This window comes from Limnobacter sp. 130 (assembly GCF_902506325.1).
Lineage (GTDB): Bacteria > Pseudomonadota > Gammaproteobacteria > Burkholderiales > Burkholderiaceae_B > Limnobacter.
This window is the reverse complement of the sequence record NZ_LR732328.1, coordinates 558,229-571,337: the sequence shown is the minus strand read 5'-3', so window position 1 is coordinate 571,337 and position 13,109 is coordinate 558,229. Positions and strand designations below refer to the sequence as shown.

Here is a 13,109-nt window from a genome sequence, read left to right as displayed (position 1 = left end):
AATTCTTCCAGTTAGCGTGGCAGCGCGAGTGTTCTAGGGCCATTCTGGCCGCTCAGTACCAAAGTGTTATTGACCAATGCCATCCCAGTGACTGGTTTACCTTCCTCGGCACTGACCATTCTCAAAGTAGTACCCGACTCGTCGGTACTTATCAGACGGCCTTTCTGATCAACAAACAGGGCAGCCTTCCCGACCGCAAGTCCTTGAACAAAACTTTCCTTGCTAGGACTTTTCAATTGCCACCATGCCGCAGCGCCAGCACCCAATCGATACACATTGCCACCAAAGCCATAGGCAAACACAATGGGTTGCCCCTGTTCATTCCGCAACACAACCGTTCCATAGAAATGACCGTTGTATCCCGTCTCTGATCGTGTCCAATTGACACCGAAATCAGTAGAGATATAAACCCGGCCAGCCTCACCGGCAATCAATAGCAATCCAGTCTCATCGCCATACAAACCGTTGTAATGACGAAAATCAGGATTGTCCAAGCGATTCGCGATCAGCGTCCAGGTCACGCCACTGTCATTGGTTTCAAAAATCTGGCCATAGCTACCCACAACCCAACCTGTATTGGAATCTTTGAACCAAACATCCAACATCGGCCGGGCTGGGCCGAATCGGGCACCCGCCTCCGCATCTTCAAATGCAAAAGTAGCCGCCTCCAATGCTTCATTCATCTTGTCTTGGTCTGCAGGGCTTGCCGCGTCATAACGACTCTGCATGTCCTCCATCTTCTTTTTCGCTGCCGCCACAACCTGCTCGTTGGCTTTAATACCATCAAATACTTTGGCCCAAGTCGCGCCCGCATCTGTCGATTTCAACACGACACCGTCATGGCCTACTACAAAGGCAAGGGTTTCATTTACGAACTGCACACCAGTCAGATTAACTGACACAGGCACCTTGGCCTGAGTCCACACTTTACCCTCATTGTCTTTTACACCTTGAGCAACATCGCCAACTGCAAAGTCCCGCTTCAAGATAATGCCGCGCTCACCGACCATTAATACGGTATCGCCATACGAAGTAACATTCAGCAGCAATGCTTTTGCAGCTTTTGGCGCTTGAATTGCGGGCAACTCCAAAGGGTCCTTGAATGCATAACTGTATTGACTTGCACACAATCCAAAAGCGAGCAATGTTGCGCGCAACAGTGGCTTACTCATGCCATCTCCAATTTAAAAAACCCAGAGAATTTATTTCTCTGGGTTACAAAATATTTAAACCCCAGGTGCTTGGAGCTCAAGTTGCTCCAAACACACTGAATAATCATTACCGACCCATGCGACGCAATGCAGCTGTCGAAAAATCAGCGGTGGTGTACTTCTTGCCAAATTCGATAGGCTTCTCTTCGTTTGTCAAAGCATTCACGAGATAACGGCGTGCCTGAAGGTCGTAAATCACCTCGCCAGCGGGTCCAAATGTTGGTGCATCATAAAACTGCACACCAAACACCTCACGAACTCGCCACAAACCGCCACGCGCATCGTACTGATCACCGTGCAAAATCGCCCAGGAATCCTCATCCACATAGAACACACGCTTGGAGTAAATATGGCGCGCACCCGGCTTCAAGGTTCCCTCAACAACCCAAACACGATGCAATTCGTAACGCAAAAGATCAGGATTCACATGGTTGGTCTTGATAATGTCGCTGTACTTTAACGCCTTGCTGGTCAACTTGAAGTTGTTGTAAGCCACGTACATTTCTTTCTTGCCAACCAACTTCCAGTTGTAGCGGTCCGGCGCCCCGTTGTACGCGTTGAAGTCATCGTTTGTACGCAAACCGTCGGCACCAATACCTGGTGAGTCGTAAGCCAGCTCTGGCGCACGAATTACCCGGCGTTGGCCCGGATTGTACTGCCAGGCCAAACGAGGCTCTTGAACCTGGTTCAAAGGCTCATGCACCAAAGCCACCTCACCAGCCGCGTTTGCGGGTGCTGTTGTCTGGTTCAAGTAATAGAAAATTCGGTTTGGCTCCGGATCTGCCATGAAAGCCGCATAAGAAATGGTCTCTGTACGCTTACCCACGGTGAAACTTCCGTTGGTTTGAACCGGGAAATCTGCCGAATAACGCGTAATTGAACCACCCAGATCACGCATAATGTGGTTCCAGATCACCTGGATACCCTCGGTTGGAATCGGGAACGGCACATTGGACTTCTTCAAATTCAAGATACCATTGCCACCCTCGGCCAGCTTGATACCCGCCGCTTCTTCTTTTGCATATTTGTACACATCTGCACGGTAAGCAGCCGTACGTTGCGTAGGGTACACGTTGATTTTGTACGTGGGATAACGCTTCATCATCTCCATTTGACCGGGCGCCAGCTTGTCCTTGTGCTGCTCCATGTTGGCAGCATTAATGGTCAACAGCGGCTTGTCGGCCGCAAACGGATCCAGGTAACCCTTGCTGGGGTCAAACCCAGCGGGTGGTTTCGCCATACCGCCGTTCCAAGCCGGAATGGTACCAGCGGCATTTCCAGCCTTTTCTGCGCCGACCGGTGTTAGCGTTGTACCCAGTTTTGAAAAATCAGCCGACTGCGCGTGGACAGAGACCGCAGTTCCCAACAGTGCCAGAGACACGGCCAACTGCTTGATTTGCGTCAATTTCATTTCAATACTCTCCTAAAAACAAATCTCAAATGGCTCACCCTTGTAGTTCCACCTTTTACAGGTTGGCGCCCACTACCAAAGACAGGAAGTCACGGTCTTTGAATGGATCGAAATAAGCCTTGTCATTGAACATGCTGTAGTTCATCTCCGCGAAGTACTTGGCAGACTGAATCTCAGCCCTCAATCCCAAGCCCAAATTCATGCGGTCTTCAAGAAATACGCCATCCGCTGAATAACCCTTAAAGTCATGCGAGAAAAAGATTCGAGGCGCCAAAGTAACGCCAAACAATGCATCTGGATATTGGGCCACCGACAAAATACGATAACCAAATGCGGTCTCGGTTGCATAGCCATCAACAACGCAATTCTGGGGATTGGGGTTTACGCCGGCATTACAATCACCGCCATTGTATGTCGCGTGGGCACCGGCACCGAATGCAGGTGAACGGCCAAAACGTTCGCTGGTGAATGGATCGCCGATACCGCGCCACATTTGCGCGCCCACTTCAGCGACAAGAGCCACTTGGCTAGCACCTAGACGACGCGGAAACAGCTTGATCGTTGATACCTGTGCCTGAATTTTATCCAGGGGTTTGGATCCCGACAAAATTGATCCTTCCGGAAATGCAGTGTTATCCCCATAGCGTGCCAAAGGACCATCACCTGTGGCACCGCCTTTCAACAAATCGGCAGTGTTGTAGGCTGCAGGAAAGTCTTTAGTGTAACTAACCTCTCCAAACACTGAATAGCCGAAAAACTCAGTCGCTGCAGAAACCCCTGCCACCTGAATATTCTCAGCGCCATAGTCAAAGAAATAAGACAGCGGGTTCACTACACTCTGACCACCAGCTTCAAGTCCATTGAAAATTGAACCCTCGTAATTCGAAGGAGTTTTCTTCAAAGACAAATTGGGGATCCGTTGATGGTAATTTACGACGTAAGCACCGAACTCAGTGCCGATCTCACCAGCATAATACCGCGCAGCCAAGCCAACCTGCCCACTGTCTTTGGGTCTGCGGTCAGCCAACTGTGCCATGCGGAAGTTAAGATTACCCAAATCAGCAGGTAGCCCAGTGATCCCACCGATCAAACCCGTCAAACCATTAATCCCGGATGTTGTCGAGGTATCAAACGGCGCGCCACCGACAGTCACGGTACCCCCACCCTCGAAACTCTCGCGATCGTTGTATCCGGTAAAATCAATGTCACCCAATGGCGTACTCAGAATACCTGGGTTAATGGGGGAACCCTGAAAATTACAATTCAGCAAGTCAGCAGGAGAAAAGAAGGTACCACAACCATCAACCACCACTTTCTCGTGATTGAGTTGAACAAAAGTTTCTAGTGAAAGCTCGTCTGTTGCCTGCAAATTTGCAGAAATTTGTGGGATCGGCAGGAAGACTTCCTTCAACTGAGCGCCAGGGCGGCGCAAGGCAGCGGCGTCAAAGTTTGAATATTGATTCACACCGCCAAGTACGAAAAGGGCCTCCCCCCATGTCACAACCTGATTACCCGCTTTCACGGTCAGTGGTTTGCCCAAGGGTTCGAAATCCCCAAACACATAAGCATCCAGGAACTGGGCATCTTCAAACTTGGTACCTTTGTCGAACCCATTGTCGTTCAAAGGTTCGTTTGGCCGAAAACCATTGTTTGCGGAACCGTGAGGTACGCGGTTGCTGCGGTTGTGAAAATCTGAAAATGCCTTGGCACGAACGAACACGCCAACATTGTCTTTCTTCAACTCAAGCTCGCCCACCGCTTTGGCCACCGCGTTGAAGACATCACCCTTGTTGTAGTTCAAATTACCGTCGTCCACCGTACCGCTAGAGGCCTTGCCACCATTGCCGATAAACACCAGCGACTCATCGGCATCCTTCGTTCGCATAGAGGCACCGACAGTGACCTCCATTGCCCATCGCCCCTCAATGCCAGCAGGGCCTTCGAAGGCGCCTGCAGCGGCCGACAGACCGTGCGTGGAGACCAGCGCAGATAAAACGGCAAATTTCAAAGTGGAATTCTTGGGCAGAAAACCGGCCATGTGTGTCTCCTCAGGGCCTTATGGCCTCTCGAATAGGTAGTTAGGTCACTAATCTGAAGTGTTTAGTTGTTACCCCTCTTACTAAAACACAGAGCATTTAGATTCACAAATCGAACAATACCCACAAGAAATAGAAAAGCGCTTGCAAAAATCCATGTAACTTGTGAGTAAATTTCGATTCCCACTGTGCGCCCAAGTTTAAATTTGCGCAAGAAACAGATTGCCCTAACACACAGTAAGAATCACACTGACAAAGTGAACAACCATTCAGCGCACAGCCGTGGCACCATTTTATAACCACAAGCAATACCAACTGATTGCAAAAGCAATTCAGCTACTGGAGCAAAACGCAAGCGGCTTCGGCGTAGATCAACCGCAAATCGAGCTCAAACTTGACACACTGGCCAAACATTTGCACACCTCGTCATATCACCTGCAGCGCACGTTCACAGAGTGGGCTGGAATCAGCCCCAAACAATTTTTCCATTGCCTGCAGAAGGATCACGCCCGCAAGCTGATTGCCTCCGGCAAAAGCATTCTTCAAACGTCCACTGAACTCGGGCTCACAAGCGGCAGCAAACTCCATCACTTGATGTTGAAGTTCGAGGCCTTGACACCAGGGGAGATCAAAACGCAAGGCTTGAATTTAACATTCACGATTGGGCAGGCGGTCAGCCCGTTCGGTCAAGTATTCATTTGCCTCACAGACAAAGGGGTAAATAGCCTCGAGTTCGAAACCGATGAATTGACCTATGGGAGTTGGGCCAATGCGCTCGCCGGGCTGTATCCCAAAGCGACTTTCGTTGAGTCACACAAGAAAGCGGAGAGCATCATCGCGCAAATTTTTCGCCCAGCTGCACAGCCTCCATTCGATGTGTGTTTGCACTTGCGAGGCACCCCATTTCAACTTCAGGTTTGGCAAGCGTTGATGCATTTGCCTCTAGGGCACTTGGCCAGCTACCAACAAATCGCAGCTCACATCGGGAAACCTTCGGCCAGCCGTGCGGTGGGAAGCGCCATTGCGAAAAACCCGATCGCTTTTCTTGTTCCTTGTCACCGAGTCATACAAGCCACAGGGGAACTGGGGCAGTATCGCTGGCAAAGTGAACGTAAAAAGGCCCTGCACCTTTGGGAACAGGGCCAAACATCAGCATCGGTCAACGTCGCTTGAGCAACCCGTCTTCAATCATTTGTGCGAAATGCTCGCACAAAGTTTCTGTTAAAGGTCTGTATCTAACACCCAAGCTGCTCGTGGAACGACTGTTATCGAATTTCAGCGCATAACCCACATTCTTCTGAATAAAATCACGACTGACTCCTGCCGCAATCGGCGCTACCAACTTTACTAAAAACTTTGGCAACTGCTTCTTGGGCAGTGGATACTTTGGAAAACGTGCACGCAGAATAGTGGCCATTTGCAACAAGCTCGCGGTGTGGGCAGACAAAATATGACGTCCCTCCGCATCTGGATTAAATCCCGCCGAAATATGAGCCTTGGCCACCTCACGAACATCAACAATGCCGAACTCCAGCAAAGGGACCCCAGTGCGCTGTCGCCCACTACCCAAGTCCCGCATTACGTCGATACTTGTGGATTGGGTTTGTGTGGTCAAAGAAGGCCCCATAACCAAACTTGGATTAATTGTCACCAAGTCCCATCGAGATTGATTCTTACAAATTTCCCAAGCCCTTCGCTCGGCCATCACTTTCGAATACGAGTAAGGCTGATGGCTTTCGCTACTAGTGTTATTCCAAAGCTGCTCAGTGAAAACACCACCTGGTGCCTTCAAAATTTCAACTGCATCCCCATAAATCGATGCGACCGAACTGGTAAGCACAACTCGGCGAACCGATTCCACAGCGTTACAAGACTTTAAAACATTGTCGGTACCCTCCACTGCCGGGCGAATCAATGCCTCATAGGGATCAGTAAACCCCTTAATCACGAAAGGCGAAGCAGTATGAATAACCAACTCACACCCCTCGATTGCCTTCGTGAAACTACCTTCTTGAATCAAATCGGCGTCAAACAACTTCAGCGTGCCCTTGGCTCCATTGGCCGCCTTCAACAGGTGGGCAACCGAACTTTCTTTGCTTGAATCGCGCACCGTTGCATGAACCAAAAACCCGTCATCCAGCAAATACTTCACAATCCAGCTGGCGATATATCCCGACGCGCCCGTCACACAGATCGGCTTGTTCTTGTCAATTGCTACCATCTTCATCATCCTGCATTCAAATTCTGTTTAATATAAAGCATCACCCATTACCAGCACTGCCCTTGCGCACTACTGTAGCACCCCATGAAATCAACATTGAATTTATTACGCACGCTTAAAGTCATTCCATTCATCCTCCTGGGTGGTTGCTCAGCGCTTCAAGTCGTCAACTCCGTGTCAAAAATTTACACCGCTGAGGTAAAGGAAAATATTGAGTTTGGTGCCCACCCCAAGCTCAAATACGACTTGTACCTGCCAGACAACGCCAATGAAGAGTTCAGCAGCACGCCAGTTGTTGTTTTCTTTTATGGAGGAAGCTGGAATCGGGGTGACAAATCAGAATATGAATTTGTTGGGCGACGTCTCGCCTCCATGGGGTACATCACTGCCGTACCTAACTATCGCCTGTATCCCGAAGTTCAATATCCCGATTTTCTGGAAGATGGCGCACAAAGTATTGCGCACCTGAGCAAAGAGCTGGCCAAGCCTGAATACATCAAGCTAAACCCCGCCACACAATATGTTTTGATGGGCCACAGTGCCGGCGCGTACAACGCAGCCATGCTTGCCCTTGATCCCCGCTGGTTAAACGCCGCAGGCCTTGAACACCAAACAAAGGTCCAAGGACTAATCGGCCTGGCCGGTGCTTACAACATTTACCCGATCAAAGACACCGATGTACAGCCTGTCTTTAATCACCCCAACTACCCGACAAAGTCCCAACCAATCGATTACGCCAACAAAGGCAATGCACCAACGCTACTACTCGCTCCCGAAAGCGATACCTTAGTCAGCATCGAGAGAAATACCATCGCACTGAACAACGCGCTAACAAAGGCAGGTAATACCTCGACCGTAGAAAGCGTAGACGGAACTGATCACATCACCTTAATCGGCACACTGTCGCCCCTCTTGTTTTTCAAAGGCAGTACCGCAAAACCTATTGAAGCATTCATGCGCAAACTTCATCAAAACAGCGAAAAAACGGGTCCAATCAAGGGCTAGAGAGTCCGCCCTAAAAACTCAATTGACCTGAGCTTTGGCTTGGAATGATACTTGTAAGTTACACAAATACTTACAACAACGAGACAAGCCAAATCTATGTTTAAAAAATCAAACACAGTTTCCGTGCCGAGAAACGTGGGATCAGTCACCCAAATCGACTCAAAAGCAGAAACAAGTCCCTATGATGTCAGCATGACCCGCGATAACGTTGAGGCCATCTGGAACAGCGTAGAAAGCTTTTACAAAACAGGACTGCAGCCAGGCATAACCATGGTCATTCGCCGTCAAGGTGAAATTGTACTCAAACGTTCAATTGGCCACGCCAGGGGCAATCCCCCACCAAACCATCCCGACCAAGATGTTGAACAGGTGCTAATGACACCTGACACACCAATCTGTCTGTTCTCCGCTTCCAAGGCAATTACTGCCATGTTGATTCATAAGCTTCAAGAGCAGGGAAAACTTCAACTCAACGACACAATTGGGAAATATATTCCAGAGTTCGCATGCAATGGAAAAGAGAAAATCACCATTGCACAAGTGCTGTCCCATCGTGCGGGTGTTCCTCAAATACCCATAAGCAACCCTCATCCATCCCTGCTATTCAAATGGGATAGCGTTATCGATTTGATCAACTCCGGCTACACAAACCGCGGCGACGGCAGTCAACAGGCTTATCACGCGATCGTTGGTGGGTACATTCTGGGCGAAATGGTGAAAAGAATTACCGGTAAGTCAGTTGAATCTGCCCTACAGGAATTCATCGCGAAGCCACTTGGTGCCAAATACCTCACCTATGGTCTTAACAAAAAACATCAAGACTTGGCTGCATTTAATTACAGCACTGGCGCCACTCCAGTATTCCCGATCAACGTTTTGGCCAAACGGGCACTCAATATTGAATTTGAAAAGATAGCCAGCATTTCAAATACACCTGGCTTCATGGACGCCAGCATCCCAGCTGGAAACATTTATGGAACCGCGGACGAAGTCAGCCGTTTTTATCAAATGATGCTGGATGGTGGTACTTTTAATGGAAACCAAGTATTTGAAGAAAACACCATTAAGCTGGCCACCCGTCCAGCCGGTCCACTGACTATCGATCAGACTTTGATGATTCCAATCAGGTTTTCTACTGGTTTCATGCTGGGTGAGAATGTATTTTCTTTATTCGGCATAAAAGCTCGCAAAGCATATGGCCATCTTGGCTTGATTAACATTGTGACGTGGGCAGATCCTTCACGAGATATATCGGTGGCATTTTTGAACACTGGAAAATCACTGGATCCTCGTTCGCTACCCGCGCTTGGCAAAGTACTGATTTCAGTGAGCTCCAATTGCAGTGTTTTGAAATAACCCTACGTCGTCAGCACCCCTGACGAAACACCTAAGTAAACAAACAAAAAAAGCCAGTTTATTTGAACTGGCTTTTTTTGTGCTTTCTGAGTAAGCCCCCAGCAAACCCGTCTTGATTAGTTCGCTGGTTTCCAGTTGTGCGGCAGCAATTCATTGATCCTGCTGTACGGCTGCGTGGGCAGGCGGTCCATCACATCCTTTAGATATTCCAGCGGGNTAATCTCTGCAAAATTTACTAAACTCGACGGAGTAGATGTTATTCAAACCTTGACGATTTGAACTTCACTTACTTTATTCCGTGAGCACTAACTCTGAATCGTGATTCAAAGTCATTCTTTTTGAGAAAAGAACAAACCTTAAACCCATCTGGTCAGTGCCCACACTTATCGGCTGTTAACTTGTTAAAGATCGCTTCGAAATTTCTGCTAACCTTGCTGCTCTTCACTACTACTTAAAACCTTGAAGAACCGCTTGCTTGCTTCGTTTCGTCCTGCTTGTCGTGCAGCAGAGAAACGAGATTATGCACATCAATCCAAAACCTGTCAAACACTTTTGGCAAATAAATTCAAAGAATCTTTACATGAAAGTTAGACCGAGCGTAAAAATACTGCAATCACAAGGACTTGGGAGTCGACGCGAGTGTGAAAATATTTTCTGGAATTCAGAGATTTTTCGGAACGAAACTCGACTTGATCCCGAAATTGATGAAATTTCATTGGGCGATACCCTTTTAATTGATGGAAATACCTTTGAAATTACCCAGTACAAGTACTTGTTGATGCACAAACCGGCGGGGTATGAGACTTCTCACCTGCCCAGCCACAATCCTTCTGTGTTTGATTTGCTTCCCAAGCACTATATAAAGCGTGGCTTGCAGGCTGCGGGTAGGCTGGATGTGGACACAACCGGGCTTTTACTGTTCTCGGACGATGGTCAGTTTATTCACCGCCTGATTAGTGGGAAGGTAGGCACCAAACAAGAGATCGAGAAGATCTATGAAGTGGCTGGTGCCCGCCCGTTCACGGAATTGCAATTGCAACGATTACTGGAAGGCGTAGACCTGGATGACGAACCGGAGATTATTTATGCCAGCAGGGCCAGCCTGACGACAGATGGCAGACTTGAACTGGGCATTACAACCGGTAAGTATCACCAGGTAAAAAGGATGGTGGCGGCTGTTGGCAATCATGTAGAGAGATTGCACCGTCGCGCTGTTGGACCTTACGAGTTACCCGCGGATTTACCACCTGGCTCTTATATAGAGATAGACCCAAGCCCGGTGCTGAACAGAGGGTCAGCAAAAGCTGCCTGAATTAAAAGGCTTTCTTTCCCATTAACCCTTTAAAAATGCCCCGAATTCGAACTAGAAAGTGTGTTGTACCAACAAACACTTCGAGTACAATACGGGGCTTGAATTTTAAATCCTCATCAAACTCATGAAAACAGCACAAGAAGTTCGCCTAGGCAACGTGGTTATGGTTGGCAAAGACCCCATGGTGGTTTTGAAGACCGAATACAACAAATCAGGCCGTAACGCCGCCGTTGTAAAAATGAAAATGAAAAACCTGCTGACCGGCGCAGGCATGGAAAGCGTTTATAAGGCGGACGAGAAGTTCGAGCTGCTGGTACTGGAACGCAAGGAAGTCACTTACTCCTATTTTGCAGACCCGATGTACGTTTTAATGGATGCGGATTACAACCAGTACGAAGTGGAAGCCGAAAACATGGGCGACGCACTGAATTATCTTGATGATGGCATGGAATGTGAAGTGGTGTTCTATGACGGCAAGGCGCTGTCTGTGGAATTGCCGACAAGCCTGATTCGAGAAGTTGAATACACGGAGCCCGCAGTGCGCGGCGACACTTCAGGCAAAATCATGAAAACAGCCCGCATCAAGCCAACCAGCTTTGAAATTCAAGTGCCTGCATTTGTTGAAATTGGTGACAAGATTGAAATTGACACACGCACTGCTGAATACCGCAACCGCGTGAAGTAAATTATCCACAATACAGTGGACTTGCTGGGGCCCCATTGGGGCCCTTTGTATTTTCAGGCATGAGGCGCTATGCACATCGGGATTGTTTGCAAGGTAATCGATAATTTCGGCGATGCTGGTTTTTCCCTTCGTTTGGCCAAAGCATTGGCCTCTAATGGGCACAGCGTAGATTTATTTCATGACCACTCTGCTACTTTTAGTGCGCTGTACCCGACTCACGACATTGACAGGTTAACGTTAATTGATGCAACTCAAGCTGCGATTGAAGACACCGCAGTGCGAGCGCCAGATCTGATTCTGGAGCCTTTCGGGACATCGAGTGAACAAACCCGATTTCGTTTTGATGTGGCACTGAAACACAATTGTCCTGGTGTTCCGTGGTTGCTGATTGATTACCTGTCATCCGAAAAATGGGTCGAAAGCTTTCACTTGAGTACCTCTGTGGACCCCAGCACGGGACACATGACCACATTTTTTTATCCTGGCTTTACGGAAAAAACTGGTGGACTCATTCACTGCGACTACCCAAGGCACTTGCTTGATTGTCCACCGCAAGCGAAAAAGACAGGTCTCGATATTTTCATTTTTGCCTATTCGAATGCGCCGGTAAGGGAGTTAGTTGATGCCTGCAACTCGATGAATGAGCGCGAACACACGATACGAATTGGACTTGCCGGGAATGGAATGGCGCTTAAAGCGCAAGATTGCGCAAAGCTGCTCCCATTCGTGCCTCAAAGTCAATTTGATGAATTGCTGGCGCAACACGATGTATTGTTCGTGAGGGGCGAGGATTCATTTGTTCGGGCTCAACTGGCGGGCAAACCACTTATTTGGCAAATTTACCCCACCGAAGACAATGCACATGCCGAAAAACTGACCTGCTTTTACGAGCTTTATGCCGAGGGGCTTGACGCGGATTGCAAAGTGGCACTTTGGAATTGCTGGCTGGCTTGGAACGGTATTGATACAGAGGCCGATTTTGGCGAGATTTGGATAGCGCTTTTACCGCACCTACCCGAATTACAAACCCATGCGATGAGGTGGCAAACTCGACTTCTAAACGGTCGGGAACTTGTAAAGGAAGTTCTTACATGGTGCCGTTTGCAGACTCCTACTTTGCTTGAAAAGCCTGATTTATAAGGCTTTTCTCAGCAAAAAGAAACACACAGGGAAGGCAGACACTGAATTCAAGTTCAACGCTTGGATTCAACCATGCTGTCATTCCTTCTTTCTCTGGGTTTGGGTTTTGGCTCAATTGACCTGGCACAACTGCCAGCACAACAAGTTGAGCAAATCGCAAGAGAAGTCATGATCGAACTGGAATCTGACATGCGAACAAAACCCTCTTTGATTGTAACGGAGCGCCCAGAACCTACTCCCCTTGGTGCCTTGGCTTATGCCAACGGTAAATGCGTGGTTATTGTGAACACCAATGAAACGGCGTGGGCACAATGGGGAAGATTTTTGAATGAAAACAACCGCGCACAATGGCCAAAAATTATTGCAGCATCCGTTGCTCACGAAATGGGACACTGTTTCCGGGAAAGTCGTTCTTTCGTGGCCAATTACGAAGTGAATGAGGACGAGTTTCGTGGTATTCAGCACACCGGAAGCTTTGGACCAAAGCCAGAGATGGTCTACAAACAAGAATTGTTTGCGGACACTGTGGCGATTCTCTATGCAAAAGAGAATGCCGGGAGTGATGCCGACACTGTGATTGATTCCATGATCGAGGCACGGGAACGATTCAGTGCCAATGATCCAACACACAACACAGCAAAGATGTTGAACCGCCTGATCGCGAACGACACTTCACGCCAAGACAATGAAACATTGGGTTTGGCGGCCACGCGTTTGCTATCCGCACTCTAA

The 13,109-nt window shown here is 48.5% G+C and carries 11 protein-coding genes and 1 pseudogene; 7 read left to right on the top strand and 5 right to left on the bottom strand.

Annotation, left to right across the window (positions count from 1 at the left end; translation table 11 throughout):
- Nucleotides 1-11: 11 nt before the first annotated feature.
- The 3 genes from FRIGORI9N_RS02765 to FRIGORI9N_RS02755 all read right to left on the bottom strand — a co-directional run bounded on the left by FRIGORI9N_RS02765 (nucleotide 12) and on the right by FRIGORI9N_RS02755 (nucleotide 4,660).
- Nucleotides 12-1,172 (bottom strand): YCF48-related protein, encoded by a 1,161-nt coding sequence (locus tag FRIGORI9N_RS02765; RefSeq protein WP_159568369.1) that lies wholly within the window; start codon nucleotides 1,170-1,172, stop codon nucleotides 12-14.
- A 106-nt stretch (nucleotides 1,173-1,278) separates the two neighbouring features.
- Nucleotides 1,279-2,622, bottom strand: a complete 1,344-nt coding sequence (locus FRIGORI9N_RS02760; protein ID WP_159568368.1) for a DUF1329 domain-containing protein — start codon at nucleotides 2,620-2,622, stop codon at nucleotides 1,279-1,281.
- Nucleotides 2,623-2,677: 55 nt separating this feature from the next.
- Nucleotides 2,678-4,660: a DUF1302 domain-containing protein gene (locus tag FRIGORI9N_RS02755; RefSeq protein ID WP_159568367.1), complete on the bottom strand. Its 1,983-nt coding sequence runs from the start codon at nucleotides 4,658-4,660 to the stop codon at nucleotides 2,678-2,680.
- A 280-nt stretch (nucleotides 4,661-4,940) separates the two neighbouring features.
- Here FRIGORI9N_RS02755 and FRIGORI9N_RS02750 point away from each other — a divergent pair, with 280 nt between their 5' ends.
- A complete protein-coding gene (locus tag FRIGORI9N_RS02750; protein WP_159568366.1) occupies nucleotides 4,941-5,831 on the top strand; it encodes a methylated-DNA--[protein]-cysteine S-methyltransferase in 891 nt (296 codons plus the stop codon).
- Here FRIGORI9N_RS02750 and FRIGORI9N_RS02745 read toward each other — a convergent pair.
- Nucleotides 5,818-6,879 (bottom strand): aldehyde reductase, encoded by a 1,062-nt coding sequence (locus FRIGORI9N_RS02745; RefSeq protein WP_159568365.1) that lies wholly within the window; start codon nucleotides 6,877-6,879, stop codon nucleotides 5,818-5,820. The genes FRIGORI9N_RS02750 and FRIGORI9N_RS02745 overlap by 14 nt on opposite strands.
- Nucleotides 6,880-6,963: 84 nt before the next feature.
- Here FRIGORI9N_RS02745 and FRIGORI9N_RS02740 point away from each other — a divergent pair, with 84 nt between their 5' ends.
- Nucleotides 6,964-7,884: an alpha/beta hydrolase gene (locus tag FRIGORI9N_RS02740; protein ID WP_236550784.1), complete on the top strand. Its 921-nt coding sequence runs from the start codon at nucleotides 6,964-6,966 to the stop codon at nucleotides 7,882-7,884.
- A 135-nt stretch (nucleotides 7,885-8,019) separates the two neighbouring features.
- The gene (locus FRIGORI9N_RS02735; RefSeq protein WP_159568364.1) at nucleotides 8,020-9,240 is read left to right on the top strand and encodes a serine hydrolase; all 1,221 of its coding nucleotides are present in this window, start codon (nucleotides 8,020-8,022) and stop codon (nucleotides 9,238-9,240) included.
- Between the two features lie 116 nt (nucleotides 9,241-9,356).
- Here the strand turns inward: FRIGORI9N_RS02735 and FRIGORI9N_RS02730 are convergent.
- Nucleotides 9,357-9,456 (bottom strand): annotated as a pseudogene (locus tag FRIGORI9N_RS02730) (transposase domain-containing protein); the annotation flags it as partial.
- 259 nt (nucleotides 9,457-9,715) lie between these two features.
- Between FRIGORI9N_RS02730 and FRIGORI9N_RS02725 the strand changes: the two are divergent.
- The 4 genes from FRIGORI9N_RS02725 (at nucleotide 9,716) to FRIGORI9N_RS02710 (ending at nucleotide 13,109) form a co-directional block, all read left to right on the top strand.
- The gene (locus tag FRIGORI9N_RS02725) at nucleotides 9,716-10,552 is read left to right on the top strand and encodes a 16S rRNA pseudouridine(516) synthase (protein WP_201301395.1); all 837 of its coding nucleotides are present in this window, start codon (nucleotides 9,716-9,718) and stop codon (nucleotides 10,550-10,552) included.
- A 124-nt stretch (nucleotides 10,553-10,676) separates the two neighbouring features.
- Nucleotides 10,677-11,237, top strand: coding sequence for an elongation factor P (efp, locus tag FRIGORI9N_RS02720; protein ID WP_159568363.1), 561 nt, complete (start codon nucleotides 10,677-10,679; stop codon nucleotides 11,235-11,237).
- 69 nt (nucleotides 11,238-11,306) lie between these two features.
- Complete coding sequence (gene earP / locus FRIGORI9N_RS02715; protein ID WP_159568362.1) at nucleotides 11,307-12,377, top strand: elongation factor P maturation arginine rhamnosyltransferase EarP; 1,071 nt, start codon at nucleotides 11,307-11,309, stop codon at nucleotides 12,375-12,377.
- Nucleotides 12,378-12,449: 72 nt separating this feature from the next.
- Nucleotides 12,450-13,109, top strand: a complete 660-nt coding sequence (locus FRIGORI9N_RS02710; RefSeq protein ID WP_159568361.1) for a hypothetical protein — start codon at nucleotides 12,450-12,452, stop codon at nucleotides 13,107-13,109.

Coding starts and splice junctions, on each gene's coding strand:
- FRIGORI9N_RS02710 (WP_159568361.1), top strand. CDS start 12,450: ATGCTGTCATTCCTTCTTTCTCTGGGTTTGGGTTTTGGCTCAATTGAC.
- FRIGORI9N_RS02760 (WP_159568368.1), bottom strand. CDS start 2,622: ATGAAATTGACGCAAATCAAGCAGTTGGCCGTGTCTCTGGCACTGTTG.
- FRIGORI9N_RS02745 (WP_159568365.1), bottom strand. CDS start 6,879: ATGGTAGCAATTGACAAGAACAAGCCGATCTGTGTGACGGGCGCGTCG.
- FRIGORI9N_RS02740 (WP_236550784.1), top strand. CDS start 6,964: ATGAAATCAACATTGAATTTATTACGCACGCTTAAAGTCATTCCATTC.
- FRIGORI9N_RS02755 (WP_159568367.1), bottom strand. CDS start 4,660: ATGGCCGGTTTTCTGCCCAAGAATTCCACTTTGAAATTTGCCGTTTTA.
- earP (WP_159568362.1), top strand. CDS start 11,307: ATGCACATCGGGATTGTTTGCAAGGTAATCGATAATTTCGGCGATGCT.
- FRIGORI9N_RS02765 (WP_159568369.1), bottom strand. CDS start 1,172: ATGAGTAAGCCACTGTTGCGCGCAACATTGCTCGCTTTTGGATTGTGT.
- efp (WP_159568363.1), top strand. CDS start 10,677: ATGAAAACAGCACAAGAAGTTCGCCTAGGCAACGTGGTTATGGTTGGC.